The sequence below is a fragment of the Pseudoflavitalea sp. G-6-1-2 genome (assembly GCF_012927185.1).
Classification (GTDB): Bacteria; Bacteroidota; Bacteroidia; order Chitinophagales; family Chitinophagaceae; genus Pseudobacter.
Map to the genome: position 1 here is coordinate 762715 of NZ_JABBGB010000003.1, position 25427 is coordinate 788141.

28 protein-coding genes are annotated in these 25427 nt (G+C 47.1%); 26 read left to right on the forward strand and 2 right to left on the reverse strand.

The window, feature by feature from the left end:
* Positions 1-57: 57 nt before the first annotated feature.
* Positions 58-1317 carry a histidine kinase gene (locus HHL16_RS20405; protein ID WP_169427186.1) on the forward strand — a complete coding sequence of 420 codons (1260 nt, stop codon included), beginning with the start codon at positions 58-60 and terminating at the stop codon, positions 1315-1317.
* Positions 1314-2021, forward strand: a complete 708-nt coding sequence (locus HHL16_RS20410; protein WP_169427187.1) for a LytTR family DNA-binding domain-containing protein — start codon at positions 1314-1316, stop codon at positions 2019-2021. The genes HHL16_RS20405 and HHL16_RS20410 overlap by 4 nt, the downstream gene beginning before the upstream one ends.
* A gap of 13 nt (positions 2022-2034) precedes the next feature.
* Here the strand turns inward: HHL16_RS20410 and HHL16_RS20415 are convergent, their stop codons facing one another.
* Both HHL16_RS20415 and HHL16_RS20420 read right to left on the reverse strand, forming a co-directional pair.
* A complete protein-coding gene (locus HHL16_RS20415; RefSeq protein WP_169427188.1) occupies positions 2035-4620 on the reverse strand; it encodes a PKD domain-containing protein in 2586 nt (861 codons plus the stop codon).
* Between the two features lie 146 nt (positions 4621-4766).
* Complete coding sequence (locus HHL16_RS20420; RefSeq protein ID WP_169427189.1) at positions 4767-5261, reverse strand: metallophosphoesterase family protein; 495 nt, start codon at positions 5259-5261, stop codon at positions 4767-4769.
* A gap of 265 nt (positions 5262-5526) precedes the next feature.
* On the opposite strand from HHL16_RS20420, the gene HHL16_RS20425 reads away from it, so the two are divergent.
* From HHL16_RS20425 to HHL16_RS20540, 24 genes are all read left to right on the forward strand, one after another.
* Positions 5527-6684, forward strand: coding sequence for a homogentisate 1,2-dioxygenase (locus HHL16_RS20425; RefSeq protein ID WP_169427190.1), 1158 nt, complete (start codon positions 5527-5529; stop codon positions 6682-6684).
* Positions 6685-6853: 169 nt separating this feature from the next.
* Positions 6854-7291 (forward strand): hypothetical protein, encoded by a 438-nt coding sequence (locus HHL16_RS20430; protein WP_169427191.1) that lies wholly within the window; start codon positions 6854-6856, stop codon positions 7289-7291.
* Between the two features lie 38 nt (positions 7292-7329).
* Positions 7330-7491 carry a hypothetical protein gene (locus HHL16_RS20435; RefSeq protein WP_169427192.1) on the forward strand — a complete coding sequence of 54 codons (162 nt, stop codon included), beginning with the start codon at positions 7330-7332 and terminating at the stop codon, positions 7489-7491.
* A 150-nt stretch (positions 7492-7641) separates the two neighbouring features.
* Positions 7642-8964: an amidohydrolase family protein gene (locus tag HHL16_RS20440; protein ID WP_169427193.1), complete on the forward strand. Its 1323-nt coding sequence runs from the start codon at positions 7642-7644 to the stop codon at positions 8962-8964.
* Between the two features lie 115 nt (positions 8965-9079).
* Positions 9080-9697 carry a TetR/AcrR family transcriptional regulator gene (locus HHL16_RS20445; RefSeq protein WP_169427194.1) on the forward strand — a complete coding sequence of 206 codons (618 nt, stop codon included), beginning with the start codon at positions 9080-9082 and terminating at the stop codon, positions 9695-9697.
* 6 nt (positions 9698-9703) lie between these two features.
* Complete coding sequence (locus HHL16_RS20450; RefSeq protein ID WP_240966281.1) at positions 9704-11002, forward strand: TolC family protein; 1299 nt, start codon at positions 9704-9706, stop codon at positions 11000-11002.
* Between the two features lie 12 nt (positions 11003-11014).
* Positions 11015-11953: an HlyD family efflux transporter periplasmic adaptor subunit gene (locus tag HHL16_RS20455; RefSeq protein ID WP_169427195.1), complete on the forward strand. Its 939-nt coding sequence runs from the start codon at positions 11015-11017 to the stop codon at positions 11951-11953.
* Positions 11954-11968: 15 nt separating this feature from the next.
* Entirely contained in the window at positions 11969-12886 is a 918-nt protein-coding gene (locus HHL16_RS20460) for an ABC transporter ATP-binding protein (RefSeq protein WP_169427196.1), read from the forward strand.
* Positions 12887-12893: 7 nt separating this feature from the next.
* A complete protein-coding gene (locus HHL16_RS20465) occupies positions 12894-13640 on the forward strand; it encodes an ABC transporter ATP-binding protein (protein WP_169427197.1) in 747 nt (248 codons plus the stop codon).
* Positions 13641-13656: 16 nt separating this feature from the next.
* Complete coding sequence (locus HHL16_RS20470; protein ID WP_169427198.1) at positions 13657-14763, forward strand: ABC transporter permease; 1107 nt, start codon at positions 13657-13659, stop codon at positions 14761-14763.
* Positions 14764-14781: 18 nt separating this feature from the next.
* Positions 14782-15900 (forward strand): ABC transporter permease, encoded by a 1119-nt coding sequence (locus HHL16_RS20475; RefSeq protein WP_169427199.1) that lies wholly within the window; start codon positions 14782-14784, stop codon positions 15898-15900.
* A gap of 57 nt (positions 15901-15957) precedes the next feature.
* Positions 15958-16947 carry an aldo/keto reductase gene (locus HHL16_RS20480; RefSeq protein ID WP_169427200.1) on the forward strand — a complete coding sequence of 330 codons (990 nt, stop codon included), beginning with the start codon at positions 15958-15960 and terminating at the stop codon, positions 16945-16947.
* 91 nt (positions 16948-17038) lie between these two features.
* Positions 17039-17437: a hypothetical protein gene (locus HHL16_RS20485; RefSeq protein ID WP_169427201.1), complete on the forward strand. Its 399-nt coding sequence runs from the start codon at positions 17039-17041 to the stop codon at positions 17435-17437.
* Positions 17438-17575: 138 nt separating this feature from the next.
* Positions 17576-17794 (forward strand): translation initiation factor IF-1, encoded by a 219-nt coding sequence (infA, locus tag HHL16_RS20490; RefSeq protein ID WP_127131982.1) that lies wholly within the window; start codon positions 17576-17578, stop codon positions 17792-17794.
* 35 nt (positions 17795-17829) lie between these two features.
* Entirely contained in the window at positions 17830-17946 is a 117-nt protein-coding gene (gene ykgO, locus HHL16_RS20495) for a type B 50S ribosomal protein L36 (protein WP_010519235.1), read from the forward strand.
* A gap of 40 nt (positions 17947-17986) precedes the next feature.
* Entirely contained in the window at positions 17987-18367 is a 381-nt protein-coding gene (gene rpsM / locus HHL16_RS20500) for a 30S ribosomal protein S13 (protein ID WP_169427202.1), read from the forward strand.
* A 164-nt stretch (positions 18368-18531) separates the two neighbouring features.
* The gene (gene rpsK, locus HHL16_RS20505; protein ID WP_169427203.1) at positions 18532-18945 is read left to right on the forward strand and encodes a 30S ribosomal protein S11; all 414 of its coding nucleotides are present in this window, start codon (positions 18532-18534) and stop codon (positions 18943-18945) included.
* 137 nt (positions 18946-19082) lie between these two features.
* The gene (rpsD, locus tag HHL16_RS20510; protein ID WP_169427204.1) at positions 19083-19688 is read left to right on the forward strand and encodes a 30S ribosomal protein S4; all 606 of its coding nucleotides are present in this window, start codon (positions 19083-19085) and stop codon (positions 19686-19688) included.
* A gap of 23 nt (positions 19689-19711) precedes the next feature.
* Complete coding sequence (locus tag HHL16_RS20515; protein ID WP_169427205.1) at positions 19712-20713, forward strand: DNA-directed RNA polymerase subunit alpha; 1002 nt, start codon at positions 19712-19714, stop codon at positions 20711-20713.
* A 63-nt stretch (positions 20714-20776) separates the two neighbouring features.
* Positions 20777-21250: a 50S ribosomal protein L17 gene (gene rplQ / locus HHL16_RS20520; protein WP_169427206.1), complete on the forward strand. Its 474-nt coding sequence runs from the start codon at positions 20777-20779 to the stop codon at positions 21248-21250.
* Positions 21251-21395: 145 nt separating this feature from the next.
* Positions 21396-22505: a glutamine-hydrolyzing carbamoyl-phosphate synthase small subunit gene (carA, locus tag HHL16_RS20525; protein WP_169427207.1), complete on the forward strand. Its 1110-nt coding sequence runs from the start codon at positions 21396-21398 to the stop codon at positions 22503-22505.
* An 83-nt stretch (positions 22506-22588) separates the two neighbouring features.
* Positions 22589-23425, forward strand: a complete 837-nt coding sequence (locus tag HHL16_RS20530; RefSeq protein ID WP_169427208.1) for a hypothetical protein — start codon at positions 22589-22591, stop codon at positions 23423-23425.
* 238 nt (positions 23426-23663) lie between these two features.
* Positions 23664-24215, forward strand: coding sequence for a sigma-70 family RNA polymerase sigma factor (locus HHL16_RS20535; protein ID WP_169427209.1), 552 nt, complete (start codon positions 23664-23666; stop codon positions 24213-24215).
* A 17-nt stretch (positions 24216-24232) separates the two neighbouring features.
* Positions 24233-25402 carry a FecR family protein gene (locus HHL16_RS20540; protein WP_169427210.1) on the forward strand — a complete coding sequence of 390 codons (1170 nt, stop codon included), beginning with the start codon at positions 24233-24235 and terminating at the stop codon, positions 25400-25402.
* The last annotated feature ends 25 nt before the right edge of the window (positions 25403-25427 follow it).

Here is a 25427-nt window from a genome sequence, read left to right on the forward strand (position 1 = left end):
CTACCGGTCTGCCCCCGCATCCGGTAGCGATGGTGTCGCAAAATGTTGGAAGCATACATGGCTATACTAAACTTCGTACAGCAATATTACCGGAACACACAAGCGATAGAAAATCAGTTCTGTGCACTGGCCGTTTTTTTCGACCGATCCTGCCACTCAGCATGGATCGAAAAAAGAACAGGATCCGTCGAACCGGAACGTTCAGCCATCCTTTATCGATTACTTTGCGCGATAAGGGTTGGCAACCCATTCTATTCCCTCATAATTTTGTATTTTGACCTGATGCTGAAAAAGACCAATGTAGTGTTTACCAGGAAGATGTTGCTGCTGCAGGCCGGATGCTGGTTGCTGTTCTACGTGTTTCTTGTGCTTTATGCCGTTCAGAAATGGGGTACATGGTCTGGTGCATTCACAAGCACCACAATCGGAATGAGCTCCTATGTGCTGGCTGTTTATGGCAATGCACTCTGGCTGATGCCACGCTTTTACCGGACCGGTAAAAAAACAACGTACTTTTTGCTGGCATTCCTGTTTCTCGCATTTGTGATCGGAGCGCGAATGATGGCGGAGTTTCTGATTCTGTATCCGATGCATGGGAGACTTCCTTTCTACAATCTATCCGTTGCTCAGTTTACATTTTGCACCATCTCCGATTTTCTGGCCTTCTTTTTCGGAGCGATGTTGTACACTACTGCCGATTACATCACCCTGTTACGTAAGCAGGAAACCATGCGCATGCAGCAGGCTGCTGCCGAATTGAATCTGCTGAAAGCACAGGTGCAGCCGCATTTCCTCTTCAATACACTCAACAATATCTATTATCTCGCCTATACAAAAAGCGATCTTGCGGCTACAGTGATCGCACGCCTTTCGGGCATCATGCGCTACTTTGTAGATGAAGCTCCGAAAGAAAAAGTACCGATCACCACTGAGATCAATTTCCTTAAAAATTATATGGAGCTGGAACAGATCAGAATGCTACATGCAGCTTCCCTGCAGTTTACACACGAAGGAGTGGATGAAATGATCCGCATTCCGCCAATGTTGCTGATTCCGCTGGTAGAGAATATTTACAAACATGGCGTAGACAAATCAGTTCCTGAAAACAATGTGAATCTTCGACTCCGCATGGAGAACGGATACCTGAAATTCAATACGGTAAATACTGTTCAGCCAGCCGAAGCCGGCGCCGGAAGCGGCGTGGGCCTGGATAATTTACGCAAGCGGTTGACATTGTTATTCGGAAATGATTTTACTTTGAAAACAGAACAGGAAGGTCAGCTTTACAAGGTGGAACTTCAATTTCCCGTAAAATGAAAATACAATGTCTGCTGATAGATGATGAGCCCTATGCGGTGAGCCTGCTGGAAGAATACATCGGGCAGGTACCTTATCTGCAACTGCAGCACAAGTGTTACAATGCGCTCGAAGCATTGGAATGGCTGAAAGGCAACCGGCCGGATCTGATCTTCCTCGATATCAATATGCCACATCTCTCCGGCATGCAGCTCGCAGGATTGCTGCCTCCCAATCAGCTGTTCATCTTCACTACTGCCTATTCCGAATTTGCTGCGGAGAGCTATGAGAAAAATGCAGTGGACTATCTGGTGAAGCCCATCACTTTCGATCGTTTTCTGAAATCGGTGATCAAAGTCTCCAATCTGCTTTCGGTGAATGAAGAAAAATGCCAGCAACCTGCTATTGCTCCGCAGAAATTATTCCTTAAGACAGGCCGCGCCATTGTACAGCTGGAGTATCATGATGTGCTGATGGTAGAAGGACTGAAAGATTATGTGGTGTTCCATACCAGTTCGGGCAAACATATTGTGTACAAACGCATGAAAGAGCTGGAAGAATCATTGCCTGCCAACTTCTCCCGCATTCATCTCTCATACATCGTTAATCGCAATCATATCCGCAGAATCGAAGACAATCATATTCACATAGGGCAGGAGCGGGTTCCGGTAGGAGACAAATACCGCGAGCAGTTTCTGCAACGCATCAGCAAAGATCTTTTGTGATGCTGCATTCCTTCTATCTTATCAATACCATTGCGCCTTTGGCGAGATAGGTGTTGCCTCTGTAGTCGATTCCTTTGAGCATCCAGACAAATGTGCCGGAGGGTTGCGGCGCTCCTCCGATATTGCCATCCCATCCGGGCGTTGGATTGGGATTGTTGTATACCAGTTGTCCGTACCGGTTGTAAATGCGGAAAAATTCTATGCTCTTCATGCCTGCTGCGATATACCTGAATACATCATTCTTTCCGTCTCCGTTTGGCGTAAATGCGTTGGGTACAAATACCGATGGAACTGCGTCGAATACTTTCACCGTAACATAGGCAGAATCCACGCAGTTGATGGCATCGTACACACGCAGCTTGTAGCGGATGCCCGATGATGGCAAGCTATATGTGCCAACCGGATTGCCGATGATGCCCGACGATAAATCTGTTGATGGAGTCCATTCGTAACGCGTTCCACCTTTGGCGTTGAACTGAAGCGGTTGATGAACCACCACACTGGTATCGTTTCCTGCAAAAGGAATTATCCTCGGCATCATGGTTACCATCACTGTGTCGAAGGATGGTTTGGGGCAACCTTTATCGTCGTTTGCACGGAGAACATACATGGTATTGCCGAATGGTTTTGCAATCGGATGAAGTGTAAGCGGATCATCGAGTGTAAACGACGGAGACCACGAAAACCTTATGCCATCTGTGTTTCCGTGGAGTTGTGTTTGAGTGAGGTAGCAGATGCTGATATCCGGTCCGGCATTCACAATGGGGTAGGGCACGGTGAGCACATCGAGCGATGCTCTGGTGTTGCAACTGCCAATGGTTGCCACTACCTGATAGGTTGTGCGCGTTTGTGTTACCACGCGCGGGAAAGCAGCGCCGGCATCGAGCACATTCGCTGAAGGCGACCATGCATATTTCAATCCATCGGATTGAAGACGGAGCCGGATGGTATCGCCCTGGCAGATAGTGGTATCCGGCATTACACGCAGACTTACATGATCTACCACATTGATCAATACGGAATCGGTATTGGTACATCCGCCTGATGCAAGGTTTACATAATATTTTGTAGTACTGACTGGGTTTACGGTTGGCGTTGCTGTGCCAGCTCCCGTGATGCGGATATTGGGCGACCAGCTGAATACGCCGCTGCCTGCAGCCCGCAACTGCACTGCATCCGGGATGCAGATGAGGGTGTCTCTGAACGCCATTGCAATGGGTGGTTTGTTGATGATGCTGATATTTCGCATGGCCGTATCCACGCAGCCGTTCTCGTTGGTAACGGTCATCACTACCTGCTTTGTGCCGGTTGAATTGTACGTGTGCTCAGTATTGGGTTGATCGGCGCCGCTGCCGGCATCTGCGAAGTCCCAGCTCCAGCTGACGAGTCTTCCGTATCGTGTGGTACTCCGGTCTTCAAACTTCGTTGGCCTGCTCACACAGAAGTCGGATGCTTCAAATGCCGGGAACATGCCGGGATACACATAAGCAGGCGTAGTGGCCGAATCGCGGCAGAGCTGGCCGCGGTTGATCACCAGCTTCACCATGTATGTGCCGATTGACGGGAATGTATAGTTTGGTTGTACTGCAGTGGAGGTAAAAATGAGGTTATCGTCTTTATCGCGTATCTCCCAGTTGTAGGTTCGTATCAGCGGACTCTGCGAATTATTCTTCAGCATGAGTGTGAAAGAGTTCCTGCATGCCATGAATCCGATGGGCAATACTGCTGCTGCGATGGAGCAACTGGTGATTTTTATTTGCAGGTCTTTGCGTTGCGTGGCAATCACGTGTCCGTTTCTGATTTCTTCCACACAGACCGTTACCACATACACGCCTTCGGCGGGAGCGAGGCCTGTGATCAATCCGGTTGCAGCATCGATGCTCACCGATTTTCCCAGTGGAGTTGTGGCAGTGTATCCATTGCCGTAAGGAACAGCATCATAAGGTGGTGGGCCTGCGACAGGCGTTCCGCCACCACCGCCATCTGTTTGCCAGGCTTCGCAAAATGAGTAACGAAGCTGATCGCCATCTTCATCCTTTGCTTCAAAACTGTAACTCATGGGATGTTCGGCACAAACTGTTACCAGATCGTCTCCGATGAATTTTGCACTGTTGTTTGCAGGTCCGTCTGCTGCTGCATCTGTGCCGGGTATCTCAGCAGTGTAGGTGGCGCCTACTTCCCGGTAACCGGATATGAGATTGCTGAGTGTGTAGATGCGGTAATTTACCTGCGATACGATGATGTATCCATCCGGACTACCCGCGAGGTCCGTATCGAATTCATAGGTGCCTATCCGGTAGCAAACGTCCGGCGGATTGGTGATGCACGGACTTTGATTGGTGAGTTCGATGATATTGGTTCCATCGAGATTCTCTCTGAGCCTGCGTATCAGCGCATGTGACTGCCGCGAAAATATGGAGACGTTGGCGGGATTTTCAAACCTCCGGTCGCTCCGGCAATCCATGAACATTTTGATGGTGATATGGTATCGGTACAGATTATTGCCGAGACTGGTGTAAGTGTAGTAGATCTCTCCGCCGGTGATATGATCGGCGCGAACGTAAAGGGAGCCAGTCAGCAGCAGCAGGAGAAGCAGCATGCTTTTAAAGACATCTTTACAAGCAGTGTTCCGGACTGGTTTAGCAGTAGTCGTATAGTTGGTTTGTAATTGGTACAGAACCTTAGGGGTTCTATTATAATTTACGACTATTTGACGATAAGGTTGGCTCTGCCTTGCGGAATTTCTTAACGTTTGCCGAGCTCGATCACCTGGCAGTCTTTCATGTTGGCGCCGTCGATGGAGAAAGTGATAAGGGTGCGCACTTTATGCCATCCCTCTTTGCCGGCAGCGCCGGGGTTCATGTGGAGGCATTGCAGTTGATCGTCATACATTATCTTCAGAATATGAGAATGTCCGTCGATAAAGAGGTTGGGAGGATCGGCTTTCAGTTCGCGTTTGGTTTCCGGATTGTACCGGGGAGGGTAGCCGCCGATATGCTTCATGTACACTTTTACTCCCTCACACTGAAAGTGGAGTTTCTCCGGAAACTGTTGACGGATCTCCACTCCATCGATATTTCCCCATACGCCTCTGAGTGGCCTGAAGGCCGCCAGCTTCGCGGCAATTTCAGGATTGCCGAAATCTCCGGCATGCCAGATCTCATCGCATTGTTCAAAATGGCGGAATACAGCCTCATCGAGGTAGCTATGGGTGTCCGAAATCAGTCCGATACGCGTCATATGATTGATTCAGTGAGCGGCAAAAGTCGGAATAAATTGAGCCACAACCAGCGGAGGGCCCATAAAAGATTGTATCTTTAATGCACGATTGAAATCATATGCCACTCTTCCGCAACTTCACTTACTGGATCGATAAACGCCGCTGGAAATATTATTTCCTGATGGTGTCTTTGGAAATGGATAGTACCAGCTAATAGCTTCCTGGTTCAACTTCTTTACTCAGACCTGTCGGGTCTTATTATTTCATTCAGTCAAATTAATTGAAATGCCATACTATCATAAGCTTGGACAAATTCCGCATAAACGCCATACACAGTTCCGCAAACCAGATGGTGGATTGTATTCAGAGCAACTTTTCTCGACAGAAGGATTCTCCAATGATTACTCGTTGTTGTATCATGTGTATCCGCCTACACAGATCATCTCTACCGATGAGCCGGTGAATGTGATGCCAACAGTAGCAGAAGAAAAAATGCTGAAACACCGCAGCTTCGAAGGCTTCAAAGTAGCGCCAACAGAAGATTACCTGAAAAGCCGCAAACCGGTGCTGGTAAATAACGATCTGCATATATCACTCGCTGCGCCAACAGGTGGCATGAAAGATTATTTCTTCAAGAATGCAGATGCAGATGAAATGATCTTCATTCACGAAGGATCGGGTGTGCTTCGCACCATGTATGGCGAACTGCCGTTCGCGTATGGCGATTATCTTGTAATTCCGCGCGGAACCATTTATCAGATTCAGTTCAAAGACGATCATAACAGGTTGTTCATTGTGGAATCATTCAGTCCGATCCGTTTTCCAAAACGGTATCAGAGCAAGTACGGGCAACTGATGGAGCACTCACCATTCTGCGAGCGCGACATCCGTGCACCGCAGAACCTGCCTACGTTTGATGAGAAAGGAGATTTTCTTATCAAGACAAAAAAGAAAGGGGTGTTGTACGGATTGCATTATGCCACACATCCGTTCGATGTGATCGGATGGGATGGATGTTGTTATCCGTTTGCATTCAGCATACACGATTTTGAACCGATCACTGGTCGTGTTCACCAGCCACCACCGGTGCATCAGACATTTGAAGCGCATAATTTTGTGGTGTGTTCATTTGTGCCGCGTTTGTTCGATTATCATCCGCAGGCCATTCCGGCACCATACAATCACAGCAATATCGATAGTGATGAAGTGTTGTATTATGTGGATGGAGATTTTATGAGCCGCAAAAATGTAACGCGGGGAATGATAACGCTGCATCCGGCGGGGATACCGCACGGGCCGCATCCTGGTTCTGTGGAGAAGAGCATTGGTGCGAAAGAGACGAAGGAACTGGCAGTGATGGTAGATACATTCCATCCGTTGCAATTGACGGTGGAAGCGCTGGATATCGAGAATCCGGGATATACGATGAGCTGGGCTGAGTAGGGTTGTCTCAGTTGGAAATAATTGTAAAGCGTCGCAGGTTGCGGCGCTTTTTTCATATATATGTAACCGTTAGGGTGACAAGCACTCCTTGAAAAAATTATTTCTTTATTATTGAATAGTACAGCAAGTGAGTTTGATTGTTTTAAGTATTGAAATAATCAATTGCTCAATGCAACAAAGCAGATACATTCCTTTATCAGATTCGGAACATGAGGCGTATGAGTTTTTGGGTTCCGGACCAAAAGGAACCATCAAGAAGATTATTCAGTTTGTCGCAATTGATGCAAACATTTATAACCTGCAATTTGGAGATTGGGATGAGGATACACAAATGATCAGAGATGATGTGCGATCTAATAATGAGGACAGAAGTAAGGTGCTGGCAACAGTTGCTTTTACTGTTTTTGATTTTATGAAGCATCACCCGCAAGCAATAATTTTTGCACGTGGGAGCACTATTGCCAGAACGAGATTGTATCAGATGGGGATTTCCGAAAACCTGGTAGAAATCAAGCAAATGTTTGATATTCAGGGATATATTGAAAATGGGTGGGAGCCATTTAGAAAAGGAAAGAATTACCTGGCCTTTTATCTGAAGGCCCGATAAATAATTGTAAATTTGATTATTCACTAAAAGAAGATGTTATGTCAACAGCCGCAGTTAAAAAAGGGAGAATGGATGAAGTGATTGTAGTTAAGAAAATGCGAGACTACAGTAATGATCCTGCTTTCAAAAAGAAGGCTGAGGAAGCTAAGGCATTCATAAAAAAGCATGGCTTGCCTGATACTTTTTCTAAGAAGAAATAATACAGTAATTACACCGATTTAATATTGATCCTGCATGTAACAGCATGCGGGATTTTTTTTCGTTAACTTACAATACTTCTTCTCCCTGCCGCTTCATAGCTCTGAATTCCTTTCATCGTATTCATTCATCGTAAAACCGATTCATCGACTATGAAAAGGAATCTACTGCTATCATTATGCATTATTGCCTCCATTGGTCTGCAAGCGCAATCCACCATCCTCATCAACAATGTTCAGATCTTCGATGGTGTACATGAGAAACTATTCACCGGAAACGTGCTGATCCAAAAAGACAGTATCGCAAAAGTATCAGCTTCTCCCATTCCTACGAACAAAAGCGCTGATACGCGCATCATCGACGGTAAAGGGAAATACCTGATACCTGGATTGATAGACGCACACTGGCATTCGATGATGTGCGCTGTTCCCCAAATGGTGCTGCTTACAGCTGATGTAGGTTATCTCAATCTCGTTGCTGCCGGGGAAGCGAAGAACACCCTGATGCGGGGATTCACTTCTGTTCGTGATCTTGCCGGCCCCAGCTTCGGTCTCAAGCTGGCCATCGACCAGGGGCTGGTACTCGGACCGCGAATTTATCCCAGTGGTTCCATGATCTCGCAAACCGGCGGCCATGGCGACTTCCGGCTTCCCTATGAAACGCCTGCCGCTGCCAATGCACCACTTAGTCATGGCGAAGCTATTGGCGGAGGTGCCATTGCGGACGGTCCTGCTGCCGTGCAGCAGAAAGCGCGGGAGCAACTGATGAAGGGAGCCACACAATTGAAACTGGCAGCGGGTGGGGGAGTATCATCGAGCTATGATCCCATCGATGTAAGCCAGTATTCCGAAGCAGAATTCAAAGCAGCGGTAGATGCAGCAGAAAACTGGGGAACCTATGTTACCGTTCATGCCTATACGCCGCGTGCCATCCAGACTGCATTGAGGGCAGGAGTGAAATGTATCGATCATGCACAGCTGATGGATGATGCTACGGCAAAAATGATTGCGGAAAAAGGAGCGTGGCTCTGCCTGCAGCCTTTCCTCGATAACGAATATTCCAATCAGCAGACAGGTGAGAACAGAGAGAAACAAAAAATGGTGCAGGAAGGAACCGACAGAGCCTATCAGCTCGCGAAAAAATACAAGATCAAAACAGGTTGGGGAACGGATATTTTGTTCAATCCCTCGGCTACAAAGAATCAGGGCGCTATCCTCACAACGCTCACGCGTTGGTATACACCTTTTGAGATTCTCAAAACAGCCACATCTACCAATGGTGAACTGCTGGCATTTTGCGGACAGCGGAACCCATATCCCAAACCATTGGGAGTGATCCGTGAGGGCGCCTATGCCGACCTGATTCTGGTGGACGGTAACCCGCTGGAGAACATCAAGCTGGTAGCGGATCCCGATAAAAACTTCCTCCTGATCATGAAAAATGGAAAGGTCTACAAGGAGATCATCGAAAAATAAGTTTCGTTAATTGCTGTTTATCAAAGTTTTGTCGGGCCACAAAAAATAATGCAGGAAACCCTTGCAGGGAATTATCGTTTCCTGTACTTTTGGTTTAACTATTTGGTTAAACTATATGGTTGACGAGAAGGAAAAAGATTCCACCGAACAGAAGATCATAGCTGCCGCCAAGCAGGTATTCCACGAAAAGGGGCTCGATGGTGCACGCATGCAGGATATCGCCGACAAAGCCGGCATCAATAAAGCACTGCTCCATTATTACTTCAGAAGCAAAGACAAGCTCTTCGAAATGATTTTCCGCGAAGCGGTAGCCCGTCTCATCCCCAAAGTGGGTATCCTTTTTCTGGAGGATGTTCCGCTCTTCGAAAAGATCGAAAAATTCGTAGACTTCTATATCGCGATGCTGATTGAAAATCCTTACCTGCCGCTCTTTGTAATGAACGAAATTCAAAAAGAATCGGGCAGGGAATTTCTCGAAGGCATTTTCAATGGAAAGAAACCGGCCGTGCACGTTCTGGCCAAACAGATCGAAGAAGAAGTAGCCAAAGGAAATATCAAACCGATCAAGCCGATGCAGCTTACCATGAACATGGTGAGCATGTGCATCTTCCCATTCATGGGCCGTCCGATGATAAAACTGCTCTGGGATATCAACGAAGAGCAGTTCATGCAGGCAATGGAAGAAAGAAAGAAACACGTTGTGCAATTCATTATCGACTCAATTCGTAAATAACAATATATGAATCTCCTTATCGCATGGTTGAAAAGAATGTTCCGCTGGCAGCTGGCTGCCGGCGTTTTTTTTGTGCTGCCCGCAGCTGCGCAGGAACAAAACACGCTAACCCTCGAACGGGCCTATCAACTGGCAGAGCAGCATTATCCGTTGATTCGTCAGCGTGATCTGGTGAACCGTACATCGGCACTTACTATAGAGAATATCGGTAAAGGGTATCTGCCCCAGCTGGCCATCAACGGACAAGCTACTTATCAATCTGACGTAACATCTGTTCCGGTAAAGATCCCCGGCATCAATGTCGATCAGCCAAATAAAGATCAGTACAAGATCACAGCGGAACTTTCGCAGGTATTGTACGATGGCGGCAATATATCTTCCCAGAAACAAATTCAGCAGATTAGCTCACTGGTAGAAGATCAGAAGGTAACGGTGGATCTGTACAAAGTGAAGGAGCGCATCAACACACTTTACCTCGGTACACTCTTACTCGATGAACAACTCAAACAAACCGAACTGCTCAAACGCGATATCCGCATAGGCATCGACAAAGTATCCGCGCAAGTGCGCAACGGAACTGCACTCCGCAGCAACCAGCAGGTGCTCGAAGCCGAGCTGTTGAAAACCGATCAGCGGAGCATCGAACTCGCCGCCAACCGCAAAGGACTGCTCGATGTACTGAGCCTTTTTCTCGGAAAGCAGCTGCCTGAGAACACCACATTGCAGCAACCAGCGTTAAACTCGACTGATATAACCGAAACCATTAACCGACCTGAGCTTCAGCTCTTCTCTTTTCAGGATAGTCTTTATAAAGTGCAGGAGAGTCTGATCCACGCAAAGAACCGTCCCAAAGCCAGCGCCTTCATTCAGGGCGGATATGGCCGTCCGGGACTCAACATGCTCGAAAACAAATTCGATTTCTTCTACATTGGTGGTGTTCGTCTCAACTGGAATCTCGGCGGACTTTACACTTCAAAGAAAGAAAAGCAGCTACTCGCATTGAACCAGCAAATGGTAGGCGTTCAGAAAGAGGTGTTTCTCTTCAATACCAATACCCAGCTGAAACAGCAACAGGCCGAGTTGAACAAATGGCAGAAGCTGATCGATACAGATCAGGCGATCATCGATCTCCGCGAAAAAGTGAAGACCGCTGCCAACGCACAACTCGAAAACGGAGTGATCACGGCCAACGATTTCCTCCGCGAAGTGAATGCTGAAGATCAGGCGCGTCTCCAGCTGATTGCACACAAACTGCAACTGCTGCAATCTCAGATCAACTATCAAACAATTTCAGGAAAACAATAAATAACCACCTACATGAAACAATATATTTTCCCGGCACTGATATTCGCAGGCTTTCTCGCTGCCTGCAATGGCAACGGCACTGTAGCAGATGCCTCCGGAACTTTCGAAGTAGATGAAGTGATCGTCAGCTCCGAGCTTACAGGAAAAATCCTTTCTTTCGATGTGCAGGAAGGCGACTCTATTGCCAAAGACAAAGTAGTTGGTCTTGTTGATGCCGAAAACCTCAACCTGCAGAAAGAGCAGGTACAGGCCAGCATTGCAGCGCTTAGTCAGAAGACCGCCGATCTCAATCCACAGGTGAAACTGCTCGAAGATCAGCTCACTGTTCAGCAGGCGCAACTCAAAAATCTCCTGCACGAAAAGCAACGTCTCGAAAATCTCATCAAAGCAGATGCAGCCACCGGCAAACAACTCGACGATATGGTTTCTCAGATCGAAGTTGTGCAACGGCAAATGCAGGTAACCCGCCAGCAGATGCAGGTGCAGCGCAGCAATGTGGGAACGCAGAACCGCAGCATCCTCTCCGAAGGAAAGCCACTCGAAAAACGTGTAGCACAACTCGATGATCAACTGAAACGCGCCAGCATCACCAATCCCGTTGGCGGAACCGTAATAGAGAAATATGCAGAAGCGGGTGAAATGACGAGTACCGGCAAAGCCCTCTACAAAATTGCCGACCTCTCCGTAATGACGCTCCGCGCCTACATTACAGGCACACAGCTTCCTCAGGTAAAATTAGGACAGCAGGTAAAAGTGCTGATCGACAACGGCGCCAAATCGTACAAAGAACTTGCAGGTACCATCACCTGGATCGCCGACAAAGCGGAGTTCACTCCTAAAACCATCCAGACAAAAGAAGAACGCGCCAATCTCGTGTACGCCATCAAAGTGAAAGTAAAGAATGATGGCTTCCTCAAGATCGGCATGTACGGAGAAATCAAATTGCAGTAACCTGAATCATCTTGTATGTCAGCCATCATTGCAAATAATCTTGTTAAGACCTACGGGAAGAAGAAAGACGTGATGACCGCATTGCACGGCATTTCTTTCAACGTGGAAAAAGGGGAGCTGTTCGGAATTATTGGTCCGGATGGAGCAGGGAAGACCTCGCTCTTCCGCATCCTCACCACTTTGTTGTTGCCCGATGGAGGCAATGCCACTGTAAACGGATACGATGTTGTGAAAGACTATCGCGCCATCCGTCAGCAGGTAGGCTACATGCCTGGCAGGTTCTCGCTCTATCAGGATCTCACCGTTGCAGAGAATCTCGAATTCTTCGCCACTATCTTCAACACCAGCATTGCAGAACACTACGATCTCGTGCGCGATATTTACGTGCAGATAGAACCATTCAAAGATCGTCGTGCAGGCAAACTCTCCGGCGGCATGAAACAGAAGCTTGCACTTTGCTGCGCACTCATTCATGAACCATCGGTACTGTTTCTCGATGAACCCACCACCGGTGTAGATGCCGTATCACGCAAAGAGTTTTGGGAAATGTTACGTGGACTGAAAGAGCGCGGCATCACCATTCTGGTATCCACTCCCTACATGGATGAAGCCAGTCTCTGCGACAGAGTAGCACTGATTCAGAATGGAGGCATCATGAGCATCAATTCTCCTGAAGGCATCATCGCTTCATTTCAAAAACCTTTGTTCGCCGCACGCACCAGCCGCATGCTGAATATGCAGCAGGATCTGCTGCAACTCGAAGGTGTGGAAGAGTGTTACCTCTGCGGAGAATACTCGCACGTAGTAGTGAAGCCAGCACTCGATGCCGCACAACTTGATAGCTACCTCCGCAACAAAGGCCACGAAGCCGTAGAAGTAAAACCCGTAGCTCCCAATATCGAAGACTGTTTTATGGACCTCATGAAAAATTAATGCACCAATGACAAACAACAGGATCATAACAGCCAATCAGCTCACCAAAATATTCGGCGGCTTCAAAGCCGTGGACAGCATCAGCTTCGATGTGCACGAAGGTGAGATATTCGGATTCCTCGGTGCAAACGGAGCAGGCAAAACAACCGCTATGCGCATGCTCTGCGGATTGTCGATGCCCAGCTCAGGATCGGCCACCGTAGCGGGTTTCGATGTGTACAAAGAACCGGAGAAGATAAAGCGCAGCATCGGATACATGAGCCAGAAATTCTCGCTCTACGAAGATCTTACCATTAAGGAGAATATTCGTTTCTATGCCGGCATCTACGGAAAGAGCGATGCCTTCATCAAAGACAAAACAGCAAAGCTGCTGCAGCAACTGCATCTCGGATCGGAAGCCAATAAGTTAGTACGCTCATTGCCGTTGGGATGGAAGCAGAAGCTTGCTTTTTCGGTGGCCATCTTCCATGAACCGCGCATCGTTTTTCTCGATGAGCCAACGGGTGGGGTAGACCCGGTTACACGCCGCGAGTTCTGGAATATGATCTACGAAGCAGCAGCATCCGGCATCACCGTATTTGTAACAACGCACTACATGGATGAAGCTGAGTACTGCAACCGGGTGAGCATAATGGTGGATGGAAAAATAGAGGCACTGGATACGCCGTCTGCACTCAAACGATCGCTCCATGCAGCCTCGATGGATGAAGTATTTCTGAAACTGGCACGCAAGGCCGTTAGAAGCGGAGACTGAACCTAAAACACAGTACATGAAACAATTTCTGTCCTTCGTTAAAAAAGAATTCTATCATATCAGGCGGGATAAGCGAACGCTGTTCATCCTGCTGGGCATGCCGGTGATGCAGATCCTCATCTTCGGGTTTGCGCTCACCAATGAAGTGAAGAATGCGAAGATCGCTGTGCTCGACAATTCAAAAGATGCCAGCACACTTGCACTCAGCAGCCAGCTCGAAGCCAGCCGTTATTTCGATATCGCGCAGGAACTGCATTCGCAGGCGGATATCGAAAAAGCTTTCCGTGCAGGGAAGATCAAACTGGTAGTGGTATTTCCTCAGCAGTTCGATCAGGATCTCAGTCATTTCAACAAATCGCAGATACAGCTGATTGCAGATGCATCGGATCCGAATGTAGCCACTACGCTCACCAATTACGCCACTGCCGTGATAATGGATTATCAGAACAGGATCACCAATGAACGTAAGCTTCCTTACACCATTAAGACAGAATACAGGATGCTCTACAATCCGCAGCTGAAAGGAGCTTATACTTTCGTGCCGGGAGTGATGGCGATGGTGCTGATGCTGGTTTGTACATTGATGACGGCCATCACCATCGTTCGTGAAAAAGAAACCGGCACCATGGAAGTGATGCTGGTATCGCCTGTGCGTCCGCTGAAGATCATTGTGGCAAAAGCAGTCCCTTACCTGCTGCTCTCGATCATCAATATCACCAGCATTTTGTTGCTCAGTGTTTTTGTGCTGGATGTGCCGATCCGCGGAAGCCTCGCCCTGCTTGTGTTTGAAAGCATCCTGTTCACCATCACCTCACTGGCGTTGGGATTGCTGATCTCTTCGGCCACGAATTCGCAGCAAACTGCCATGTTCATTTCTCTCACAGGATTATTTCTTCCAACAGTGATGCTGAGCGGTTTTATGTTCCCTATCGAGAATATGCCATTGCCGCTTCGCGTGATCTCCAATGTGGTACCGGCAAAATGGTACTATCATATTGCAAGCTCGGTGATGATTAAGGGGCTTGGACTGGCGGCCGTTTGGAAAGAAACCCTGATACTAACAGGCATGACTGTATTTCTGCTGGCTGTAGCCATCAGGAAATTCAAAATAAGATTGGCGTAATTGTAAAACATAACGCAGATGCGCACGCTAAAATTTTTATTGCAGAAAGAATTCAGGCAGGTTTTCAGAGATCCTGCCATTCTCCGGATGATTTTCATTATGCCGGTGATTCAACTGATGATTCTGCCATGGGCCGCCGATTACGAAGTAAAGAACATCAGGTTGGCGGTGGTAGATAACAATCATTCGGATTATAGCCGCCAGCTGATTTCCAAAGTTACCAGCTCCGGTTATTTTCAATTGCAGCATTACAGCAGTTCCATGCAGCAGGCGATGCAGGAGATCGAAGCGGATAAGGCAGATCTTGTTCTTGAGATCCCTGCACATTTTTCCAAAGACATCGTAAAAGAGGATGAAGCCTCGCTGATGATGAGCATCAATGCCATCAACGGCGTAAAGGCCAACCTGGGAGGAGCCTATCTGCGGAGCATCATTCAGGATTTCAACCGGGAGATCCGCCTGCGATGGATTCAGTTCCCAAGATTCAATCCCGAACTGAATATCGAAACCACCAGTTCCAACTGGTTCAATCCGCATCTCAATTACCGGTATTTTATGGTACCGGGGATACTGGTGGTATTGGTAACCATGGTGGGCGCTTTTCTTACCTCCATGAATATTGTACGAGAAAAGGAGATCGGTACTATCGAGCAGATCAACGTTACGCCGATCCACAAATACCATTTTATATTAGGTAAGCTGATCCCGTTCTGGGTACTGGGGTTGTTTGTTCTTGGCATCGGGCTCACTATAGCGCGGCTGGTCTATGGAATTGTGCCGGTGGGTAATGTGGCTACCATCTTCTGTTTCGCGGCGCTTTACCTGCTGGCGGTACTGGGACTGGGGCTGTTGATCTCCACCTACACATCGAGTCAGCAGCAGGCGATACTGCTTTCATTCTTTTTGATGATGGTATTCATTCTGCTCGGCGGCCTTTATACGAGTATCGACAGCATGCCTGCCTGGGCGAAGGCTTTCACCAAAATCAATCCTGTTTCTTATTTTATTGAAGTGATGCGGATGGTGGTGCTGAAGGGGAGTGGTCTTTGGGATATCCGGTATCATATGCTCACAATGGCGGGTATTGCCGTGGTGCTGAACAGCTGGGCAATTTTCAGTTACCGTAAGCGGGCTTAGAATTGCGCAGGTGAAAATAACTGCATTGCCTACCTTTGCGCTTCAAAATCGCAACGCATGGAATACAGAGTATTAGGAGAAACAGATGTTAAAGTATCGGCCATCACATTCGGTGCATGGGCTATCGGAGGATGGATGTGGGGAGGAGCAGACAGAAATGATGCGGTACGCGCCATCCGCGCCGCCTATAATGAAGGAGTTACCAGCATCGACACCGCTCCGATCTACGGAATGGGCGTGAGTGAAGAGATCGTGGCGGAAGCCATCAGCGGTATCCCCCGCGATAAAGTGCAGATACTTACCAAGTTCGGTATGCGCTGGGATGTGAAAGAGGGCGATTTTGTGATGAAGTCCAAAGACAACTACGGCAACGAGATCGATATCTATAAACTTGCATCGAAGCAGAGTATAATAAAGGAGTGCGAAGATAGTCTTCGCCGCCTCAAAACCGACTACATCGATCTGATGCAGCTGCACTGGCCCGATGTAACTACTCCGATCTCCGAAACCATGGAGGCGATGGAGATGTTGCTGCAGCAGGGCAAGATCCGTGCGGCGGGGGTGTGCAACTATAATGTGGATCAGATGAAAGAAGCGAATCAGACGCTGAAGCTGGCTTCCGACCAGGTGAGTTACAGCATGATCTACCGCGATATAGAGCAGGAGCTGGTTCCTTATTGTATCGAGAACAAGCAGTCGGTGATCGCTTACAGTCCGCTTCAGAGAGGATTGCTTACCGGAAAGATCAAACCTGGTCACCAGTTCGGTGAAGGGGATACCCGCGAGGGTAATCGTTTTTACACAGAAGATAATATCATCAAAACTAATAAGTTCCTCGATTCAATTCGTCCATTGGCTGAAGTGAAGAGTGCAACTCTGGGGCAATTGGTGCTTCGCTGGACCATCGATCAGCCGGGCATTACGGTGGCGCTGGCAGGAGCGAGAAATGAGGAGCAGGCAGTACAGAATGCACGGGCAATCAATGTGAAGCTGAGCAATGAAGAGTTGTTGTTCATCAGTACCAAACTGAAAGAGCACGGATTTTAAGGTGGCGGTGCCGGTTTATTTAACACAGAAAAATAATTCTTATATTAACTGTGTTTAGTAAATTAGGGAACACTTTAAAACTGCTGCCATTATGATCAAACTTTCAGAGCTCAGATCGGGCGACCTTGTAAAGGCCAAATATGAAGGCCAGATGATTGAAGGCGCTGTAACCGAAGTAAACAGAGAAGACAAAGAGGTAGGGGTAGAGACGGATGTTCAGGAGTACTTTTTTACGCCTGACAGTCTGTTTCCGATACCACTCGATGAAAATCAATTGTTTAAGCTGGGATTTTCCCGGAATGTGCTGGACGACGGAGCCGTGAAGTATATGCGGAATTCCTTCAGGCTGATGATCCCGAAAGATGGGGATTTCAGTACGATGGAGCTCTGGTGGAGGGAGGACAGGAGGCATTTGGTTCAGCCGATCAATGTACATGAATTGCAAAATCATTATCACCAGATGACCAAGGTAGATTTGACTCCTGCCTAGGTTTTCCCAAAAAAAGATGCCAATTTCAGGCCCTGAAAGGCTTATTCAGCCGGGATTTGAGGATTTATGAAAATTGCTGTGTTATTTTTTTCATATTTCCGGCTGAATATTCCTATCTTTGCGCCTCCTTAAAAGTGTATGGGTAAACAACCTTTAATCAAACAAGATGGACAAATTACAGAAGCACTGTCGAACGCTATGTTCAAAGTGAAGCTGGAAAACGGCCACGAAATCCTGGCCACCATCTCCGGAAAGATGCGCATGAATTATATCCGTATTCTTCCGGGTGACAAAGTAGGGGTGGAAATGAGCCCGTATGACTTGTCCAGAGGAAGGATAATTTTCAGGTATAAATAGCATCGCTGTAAAGCCGTTGCATAAAAACAAACGTTATGAAAGTTAGAGCATCAATTAAAAAACGTAGCGCTGATTGCAAGATCGTGAGAAGGAAAGGGCGTCTTTATGTGATCAACAAAAAGAATCCCCGCTTCAAACAACGTCAGGGATAATCAGCAATCATTCATCAACTACAAACAATAAACAGTAAATATGGCACGTATTGCCGGTGTAGACTTACCTAAGAATAAGCGTGGCGTGATCGGTCTTACCTATATCTTTGGTATCGGTCGTTCTACTTCTGAGTACATCCTGGATAAAGCAGGGATTGATGTTAGCAAGAAAGTTCATCAGTGGAATGACGATGAGCTGAATGCTATCCGTACAATCATTACCAACGAGTTCAAAGTAGAAGGACAATTGCGTTCTGAAGTACAGATGAGCATCAAGCGTCTGCTTGATATCGCCTGCTACCGTGGACTGCGCCATCGTAAAGGTCTGCCTGTTCGTGGTCAACGCACCCGCACCAACAGCCGTACGAGAAAAGGTAAACGTAAAACAGTTGCCGGTAAGAAAAAGGCCGCTAAGAAATAGATTGTTAAGGCGCAACTCACCGTTGCGTCTTTCATCATATTCAGACCTGTTGTTCTTACAAGCAGCATAACCGTGAACCGGTACCGGATCGCAAGGGTCGGCAGGAGGATCGGTTCCACTCACGCAAGTGAGGATTTTTAAAAAACAGACTACCTTTTTATTTTATGGCTAAAGCACAAGGAAATCAGAAAGGCGGCGCTAAAGCAGCTGCCAAGAAGAGAGTGGTTAAAGTTGACTCTTACGGAGATGCACATATCTCTGCGAGCTTCAACAACCTCATCATCAGCATCACTAACAAACAAGGCCAGGTTATCTCCTGGAGCAGTGCCGGTAAAATGGGCTTCCGTGGTTCTAAAAAGAACACACCGTATGCAGCTCAGATGGCATCTGCTGATGCAGCAAAAACTGCGATCGACGCAGGTGTGAAGAAAGTAGACGTATACGTTCAGGGCCCAGGTGCAGGTCGCGAAGGTGCGATCCGTTCACTCGCTCAGAATGGTATCGAAGTGGTGATGATCAAAGACGTAACTCCGCTGCCACACAACGGATGCCGTCCTCCAAAGAAAAGAAGAGTTTAGTATTTATACCGGCTTTCAGCAAAGGATCAGATTTCGTCTGCCTTTGCTGAAAGTTTATTTTATAACCGGGTCTGCGATTCATTTTTATTGATTTTTACTGATCGCAAGGCCGTCAACAAAAAATCAATTACACAATTATGGCACGTTATACTGGACCGAAAACAAGAATCTGCCGCATCTTCGGCGAGCCTATCTTAGGCAATGGCAAGTACCTCAGCAAAAACAGCAATCCTCCAGGTCAGCATGGACCAACCAAAAAGCGTAAAGCTCCAGGTGAGTATGCATTGCAGCTGAAAGAAAAACAAAAAGCCAAATACACTTACGGTGTACTGGAGAAACAATTCCGCAGAACTTTCGACGAAGCTGCACGCCGTAAAGGTGCAACAGGTGAGAACCTGATGAAGCTTCTGGAAGCTCGTCTCGATAACGCTGTATACCGCCTCGGTATGGCTGCAAGCCGCCCAGGTGCTCGTCAGCTCGTTAGCCACAAACACGTAACCGTGAATGGCGAAGTGGTGAACATTCCTTCTTTCCAGCTGAAACCCGGTGATGTTATCGGTGTTCGTGAGAAAGACAAATCAAATGCTTCTATCACTGGCACTTTCCGCGGAAAGAATGCAAAATTCACATGGATGGACTGGAGTGAAGGTGAAATGCAGGGTACATTCGTAGCTTATCCTGAGCGCGAAAGCATCCCTGAGAACATTAAAGAGCAGTTGATTGTTGAATTGTATTCTAAGTAATCATTAAACTGAAATTTTAAAATATGGCCATTTTAAATTTCCAAAAACCAGACAAGATCGTTCTGCAAAAAGCAACGGAGTTTGAAGCTCAGTTTGAGTTTCGTCCGTTGGAACCCGGCTTTGGTGTTACCATCGGCAACGCCCTCCGCAGGGTTCTGCTGAGCTCACTCGAAGGTTTTGCGATCACTGGTATCCGCATCGAAGGTGTAGACCATGAGTTCGCTACCATCAAGGGTATCACAGAGGACGTACTGGAAATCATTCTGAACCTGAAACAGGTTCGCTTCAAGAAGAAAGTGGAGCATGAAGTGGCCCAGGAAAAGATCACCCTGAGCATCAAAAATAAAGCAGAATTCACTGCCGGCATGATCGGAGAAGCTACACAAAGCTTCGAGATCATGAACCCCGAGCTGCTGATCTGCACACTCGACAGCTCTGCCAAACTGGATATCGAACTCTCTGTATCCAAAGGCCGTGGTTATGTTCCTGCAGAGGAGAATAAAGTAAAAGACGCACCATTTGGTTATATCCCAACTGATGCTATTTACACTCCGATCAAGAATGTAAAATACGCTATCGAGAATACCCGTGTGGAACAACGTACCGACTATGAGAAACTCATCATGGACGTTACCACCGACGGTACCATTCACCCTGAAGAAGCGGTGAAACAAGCCAGCCGCATCCTGATCCAGCACCTGATGATCATCACTGATGAGAACATCACTTTCGACAACAAAGAAGATAAGAAAGAAGATGTGGTGGATGAGCAAATGCTGCAACTGCGCAAGATCCTGAAAACTCCGCTGGAAGATCTGGATCTCTCTGTTCGCGCCTTCAACTGTCTGAAAGCCGCTAAGATCAACTCACTCTCTGAGCTGGTTCAGTACGAGCAGGAAGACCTGATGAAGTTCCGTAACTTCGGTCAGAAATCTCTGGCTGAAATCGAGCAGGTGCTCGCAGAAAGAGGCCTCCACTTCGGTATGGACCTCAGCAAGCTGGGTTTAGACAAAGAAGAACTCTAGTAAATATTCACTTGTAGGCTGCAATTCCTGACACGGTGCAGCTGAAATTTAAAACTTAACGTCATGCGTCACGGAGACAAGATCAACAATCTCGGCAGAACTGCCAGCCACAGAGCGGCGTTGCTCAGCAACATGACCTGCCAGCTGATCATGCACAAGCGTATCGTAACTACCCTGGCTAAAGCCAAGGCACTGCGTAAATATGCTGAGCCACTGATCACTAAAGGAAAAGAGAACACTACTCACCAACGTAGAACTGTGTTCAGCTACCTGCAGGATAAAGAAGCTGTTACCGAACTGTTCGGACCAATTGCAGAAAAGATCGGCGGCCGCCCAGGTGGTTACACCCGCATCATTAAGCTTGGTATCCGTCAGGGTGACAACGCTGAAAGAGCAATGATCGAACTGGTAGATTTCAACGAGATCTACGGTAAAGGAAAAGGTGAAGTGAAAGAAGCAGCTAAGAAAACACGTCGTAGCCGCTCTACCACTAAAAAAGCTGATGAAGCTGCACCTGAAACTCCTGCAGCCGAGTAATCATAATGATCAACGCATCAATCATATTAAAGCCCTGCTTGCAAAAGAGCAGGGCTTTTTTACGGCCCGTTGGGAAACTGTGAAAATTTAGCAGGCTACATTCCCTGATTTTATTGTTTCTTTGCAAAACTTTTTTAGAAAAATCATGTCAACACCTCTTCACAAGCCCGCCATACTCCTCCTGGACGACGGTACGGTTCATTATGGTAAAGCATTTGGTAAGATCGGTACTACCACCGGCGAGATCTGTTTCAATACAGGCATGACCGGTTATCAGGAAGTATTTACCGATCCCAGCTATTACGGACAGGTCATCATCATGAACAATGTGCACATAGGCAACTATGGTGTAAAGGATAACGAAGTGGAGTCTGACAGTGTTAAGATCCGTGGACTGATCGCGCGCAACCTCGAAGAGCTGTACAGCCGCAAAATGGCCGACGGATCGCTCGATGCCTACATGGAGAAAAACAATATCGTGTGCATCGAAGGCATCGACACCCGCGCACTGGTACTTCACGTTCGTGAAGCTGGCGCCATGAACTGCATCATCTCTTCAGAAATCACCGATGTGGAAGAACTGAAGAAGCAACTCGCACAGGTGCCCAGTATGGACGGTCTCGAACTGGCCAGCTTCGTTACTACCAAAGAGCCTTATACGCTCGGTGATCCCAATTCTGATGTTCGCATCTCCGTAATCGACTTCGGTACCAAACAGCACATTCTGCAATGCATGGTCGACAGAGGAGCACACCTGAAAGTATTCCCTGCAAAATCGAGCATCGCCGATCTGAAAGCGTTTAACCCTAACGGTTATTTCATCTCCAATGGCCCCGGAGACCCCGCAGCCATGGATTATGCCATCGCAACCGTGAAGGATATCATCAACGAAAACAAACCCACTTTCGGTATCTGCCTCGGCCATCAGCTGCTGGCACTCGCCAATGGTGTGGACACTTATAAACTGCATCGCGGTCACCGTGGCCTCAACCACCCGGTGAAGAACCTGCTCACAGGCAAATGCGAAGTAACTACACAGAACCACGGGTTCGGAGTAGATCCCAAGTCTGTAAAAAATGCAGCCAATGTGGAAGTAACCCACATCAACCTGAACGACGATTCAATTGAAGGTATCCGTCTTAAAGACAGACCTGCCTTCTCCGTACAATATCACCCGGAAAGCACGCCCGGCCCGCACGACAGCCGTTATCTCTTCGATGATTTCATCGAAATGATCAAAACGCAGAAGCAATAAGCCGGAGCTTCCGAATTTTTACTGAACCAGCCACCAATGCAAGCGATTGCAGGTGGCTGGTTTTATTTTAAACTGAACATCTAATGAAGATTTTCTACATCCCCTTAGCCATTTTCCTGCTTTTTGTTTCCTGCAAAAAGGACAATGAAAAAGAAGAGAATTACAATACTTGTGGTATTGTAAAAGTCACAAATCAGTATACGAATTCTCAAACACAATCAGCACTGCTTGCTTTCAATACGAAGGGACAGCTGGATTCTGTTATTTCCGACGTATACGGTTCGAAACTACTCAGGAAACTGATCAGAGACCCGCAAACCGGACGGATCAATGCCATTCGGATCTATGGCAGTGCGGATGCAGTTCTTACCTACAATGATGCTGGTCAGCTGATCAAAACAGAGGCAGGGGCGGCCCGTATGACCTATGAATATGCCGAAGGCAAATTATTGAAGGCAACCTATCATACCCAGAAATTCGAAGCTCCCCCCGGATTAACTCCAAGGTCGGAGTTCTATCCCGAATTCAACACAGAGGGTAACATGACCAGGCTCACTGAAAAAGACCTTTACCATGGATTTCGTTTTGTAACAACCTTCGACTACACCAATATCCCCAATCCCTGCCGGGATCTCGGCTATGTAAACATGCTCGCAATGGCAGGATTTGTTACTCCAACCAATTTTGTTTTTCAGAATGGATTCACCGGATGTTTCGATAACGGTCCATTTATGGTAAAATCATATCGCAAGGTTGTTTATAATGAACGGGGCGTTGAAGAGAATATCACTGAGGGAACGTTGCAATATACTTTTGATGAAAAAGGAAGGATGCTTACCAGTCAGCCTATCATTAAGGATCTTACAACTAACATCACTTTAGCTTTCGATAAGCAGACATATGCTTATGGGTGCAAATAATGGAAACTAATTCTATACCGAGAGCCTGCATCATTTGTATGCAGGCTTTTTTGTTGCTACCCATTTACCATGAATTTTTTTCTACCATTTTCCCTACCCATTGATTCTCAATAACAAAGCATCCTGCCTCCAAATTTCCTCAAAAAAACTCCCGATTTCTTACGTACAAACATACCCGTAAAAGCTCTTATCTTATAGAGCCATAACCCCGAACTAACACCGAAACTGCAACGTACTAATGAGAAAACCGGCTGACTGTAACATACAGGATCTGGTAAGGCGTCTGAAACTTGGAGACGAAACCGCCTTTACAGCCATCTACAATGTGTACTGGAAGCAACTCTTTTATGTAGTGCATAAAAGACTTCATTCGTTGGAAGATAGCAAAGAGATCATCCAGAGCGTTTTCTTTACCCTTTGGGAAAAGCGCGCACAACTGGAGATCGCAGACCTTAACCTATATCTTTCCGCCATGACCCGGCATGCCGTATACAAACACCTTGCCCGGCAGAAACGCGGAAGAACTTATCTGCGCGAACAAATCAATCAGCACAACAAATCAGTATCGAACACTACAGACTACGAGAACAAATTCTTTCTGCAGCTCCTCAATAAATTCTCCGATTCTCTGCCGGACAAATACCGGATTGTATTTGTACAGCACAAGCTTCTGGACAAACCTATCGATGAAATAGCTACGCAGCTGGGTGTTTCTCCCCGCACTGTAGAAGGATATGTTTCTAAGGTTATGACAATTATGCGCGATCACGGAAGAAAGATCGCGTTCTAAAACGAAGGCAAAATAGTATGAATTACGATCCCCGAAATATCGATATTGGCCAGCTCGCGCGCAAATACTTCGATGGTACTGCCACCGAAGAAGAGATTGCCATCCTTCACAGGTGGTATCAGGATGCAGACGAAACAGATGCAGCTATCGTTGATATTACTCCGGATGAATTTGAGACCTTCGGCGCATCCATGCTCGAAGATCTCCACAGCAAACTGCATGCAGATAAAGCTGTTGCTCCCGTAAAACGTTTTCACTTCAATTCTAAATATGCCGCTGCCGCCGCAGTGCTGATCGTACTATGTAGTACAGGATATTTCTGGTACAGTAACAGTAATGTACATCCGAAAAAAGACATTGCTGCTGTTGTTCAGGCAGATCCACTTCCGGGAAAAGACGGTGCGATACTGAAACTCGCCAATAATCAGCAGTTCAATCTCGACGAACTGCAAGACGGTGTTGTGCTGAAAGAAAAAGGCGTTCAGATAGTTAAAAACGGCAACGAAGTTAGTTATACCATTTCAGCAGAACACACTACAGAAACGGGTTTCAATACCATCAGCACTTCGAGGGGACAGAAGTTCAACATCACTTTACCGGATGGCACTTTTGCCTCTCTCGATGCAGCTTCTTCATTGAAATTCCCTTCCCGCTTCGATGGAAATATGCGTAAGGTATTTGTAAGCGGACAAGTATACTTCGATGTAAAAGCAGATCAGCAGAAACCATTTACCGTAAGTGCAAACGGTTTTCAGGTGAATGTACTCGGCACCCGCTTCAATGTGAATGCTTATGAGGGTGATCCATACAGCCACGTAACACTATTGCAGGGCTCTGTTCGCCTGATGGAAGAGAAAGGCGGAACCGCCAGAACATTGGTGCCCGGCAATCAGGCGCAGCTGGATGCACAGGGTAATTTATCAGTTGTGCCTCAGGGTGATCTGGAAATGATCATGGCATGGAGAGAAGGCGCATTCCAGTTCAGAAATACTGAGATCAGTCAGGTACTGATGCAACTGAGCAGATGGTACCAGATAGATATCGATCTGCAACTAAAAGACAATGAACCAAGATATTTTTCAGGAAGGCTTCCCCGGAGCAGCAGTCTGAGCGACATTCTCAAAATACTCCGGTTGAGCGACGTTAATTTCAAACTGGAAGGAAACAAGCTCATTGTGCTTCCCTGAAAAATTATATGACCCCATATACTTC

What these genes read in the sequence shown, in the direction of transcription:
- HHL16_RS20410 (WP_169427187.1), top strand. Translation starts at nt 1,314, where the DNA reads ATGAAAATACAATGTCTGCTGATAGATGATGAGCCCTATGCGGTGAGC.
- HHL16_RS20415 (WP_169427188.1), bottom strand. Translation starts at nt 4,620, where the DNA reads ATGCTGCTTCTCCTGCTGCTGCTGACTGGCTCCCTTTACGTTCGCGCC.
- HHL16_RS20540 (WP_169427210.1), top strand. Translation starts at nt 24,233, where the DNA reads ATGAATTACGATCCCCGAAATATCGATATTGGCCAGCTCGCGCGCAAA.
- HHL16_RS20430 (WP_169427191.1), top strand. Translation starts at nt 6,854, where the DNA reads ATGCAACAAAGCAGATACATTCCTTTATCAGATTCGGAACATGAGGCG.
- HHL16_RS20445 (WP_169427194.1), top strand. Translation starts at nt 9,080, where the DNA reads ATGGTTGACGAGAAGGAAAAAGATTCCACCGAACAGAAGATCATAGCT.
- HHL16_RS20420 (WP_169427189.1), bottom strand. Translation starts at nt 5,261, where the DNA reads ATGACGCGTATCGGACTGATTTCGGACACCCATAGCTACCTCGATGAG.
- HHL16_RS20470 (WP_169427198.1), top strand. Translation starts at nt 13,657, where the DNA reads ATGAAACAATTTCTGTCCTTCGTTAAAAAAGAATTCTATCATATCAGG.
- ykgO (WP_010519235.1), top strand. Translation starts at nt 17,830, where the DNA reads ATGAAAGTTAGAGCATCAATTAAAAAACGTAGCGCTGATTGCAAGATC.
- HHL16_RS20450 (WP_240966281.1), top strand. Translation starts at nt 9,704, where the DNA reads ATGAATCTCCTTATCGCATGGTTGAAAAGAATGTTCCGCTGGCAGCTG.
- infA (WP_127131982.1), top strand. Translation starts at nt 17,576, where the DNA reads ATGGGTAAACAACCTTTAATCAAACAAGATGGACAAATTACAGAAGCA.
- HHL16_RS20475 (WP_169427199.1), top strand. Translation starts at nt 14,782, where the DNA reads ATGCGCACGCTAAAATTTTTATTGCAGAAAGAATTCAGGCAGGTTTTC.
- rplQ (WP_169427206.1), top strand. Translation starts at nt 20,777, where the DNA reads ATGCGTCACGGAGACAAGATCAACAATCTCGGCAGAACTGCCAGCCAC.
- rpsM (WP_169427202.1), top strand. Translation starts at nt 17,987, where the DNA reads ATGGCACGTATTGCCGGTGTAGACTTACCTAAGAATAAGCGTGGCGTG.
- HHL16_RS20515 (WP_169427205.1), top strand. Translation starts at nt 19,712, where the DNA reads ATGGCCATTTTAAATTTCCAAAAACCAGACAAGATCGTTCTGCAAAAA.
- HHL16_RS20455 (WP_169427195.1), top strand. Translation starts at nt 11,015, where the DNA reads ATGAAACAATATATTTTCCCGGCACTGATATTCGCAGGCTTTCTCGCT.
- HHL16_RS20535 (WP_169427209.1), top strand. Translation starts at nt 23,664, where the DNA reads ATGAGAAAACCGGCTGACTGTAACATACAGGATCTGGTAAGGCGTCTG.
- carA (WP_169427207.1), top strand. Translation starts at nt 21,396, where the DNA reads ATGTCAACACCTCTTCACAAGCCCGCCATACTCCTCCTGGACGACGGT.
- HHL16_RS20425 (WP_169427190.1), top strand. Translation starts at nt 5,527, where the DNA reads ATGCCATACTATCATAAGCTTGGACAAATTCCGCATAAACGCCATACA.
- HHL16_RS20440 (WP_169427193.1), top strand. Translation starts at nt 7,642, where the DNA reads ATGAAAAGGAATCTACTGCTATCATTATGCATTATTGCCTCCATTGGT.
- HHL16_RS20485 (WP_169427201.1), top strand. Translation starts at nt 17,039, where the DNA reads ATGATCAAACTTTCAGAGCTCAGATCGGGCGACCTTGTAAAGGCCAAA.
- HHL16_RS20435 (WP_169427192.1), top strand. Translation starts at nt 7,330, where the DNA reads ATGTCAACAGCCGCAGTTAAAAAAGGGAGAATGGATGAAGTGATTGTA.
- HHL16_RS20405 (WP_169427186.1), top strand. Translation starts at nt 58, where the DNA reads ATGGCTATACTAAACTTCGTACAGCAATATTACCGGAACACACAAGCG.
- HHL16_RS20465 (WP_169427197.1), top strand. Translation starts at nt 12,894, where the DNA reads ATGACAAACAACAGGATCATAACAGCCAATCAGCTCACCAAAATATTC.
- HHL16_RS20530 (WP_169427208.1), top strand. Translation starts at nt 22,589, where the DNA reads ATGAAGATTTTCTACATCCCCTTAGCCATTTTCCTGCTTTTTGTTTCC.
- HHL16_RS20480 (WP_169427200.1), top strand. Translation starts at nt 15,958, where the DNA reads ATGGAATACAGAGTATTAGGAGAAACAGATGTTAAAGTATCGGCCATC.
- HHL16_RS20460 (WP_169427196.1), top strand. Translation starts at nt 11,969, where the DNA reads ATGTCAGCCATCATTGCAAATAATCTTGTTAAGACCTACGGGAAGAAG.
- rpsK (WP_169427203.1), top strand. Translation starts at nt 18,532, where the DNA reads ATGGCTAAAGCACAAGGAAATCAGAAAGGCGGCGCTAAAGCAGCTGCC.
- rpsD (WP_169427204.1), top strand. Translation starts at nt 19,083, where the DNA reads ATGGCACGTTATACTGGACCGAAAACAAGAATCTGCCGCATCTTCGGC.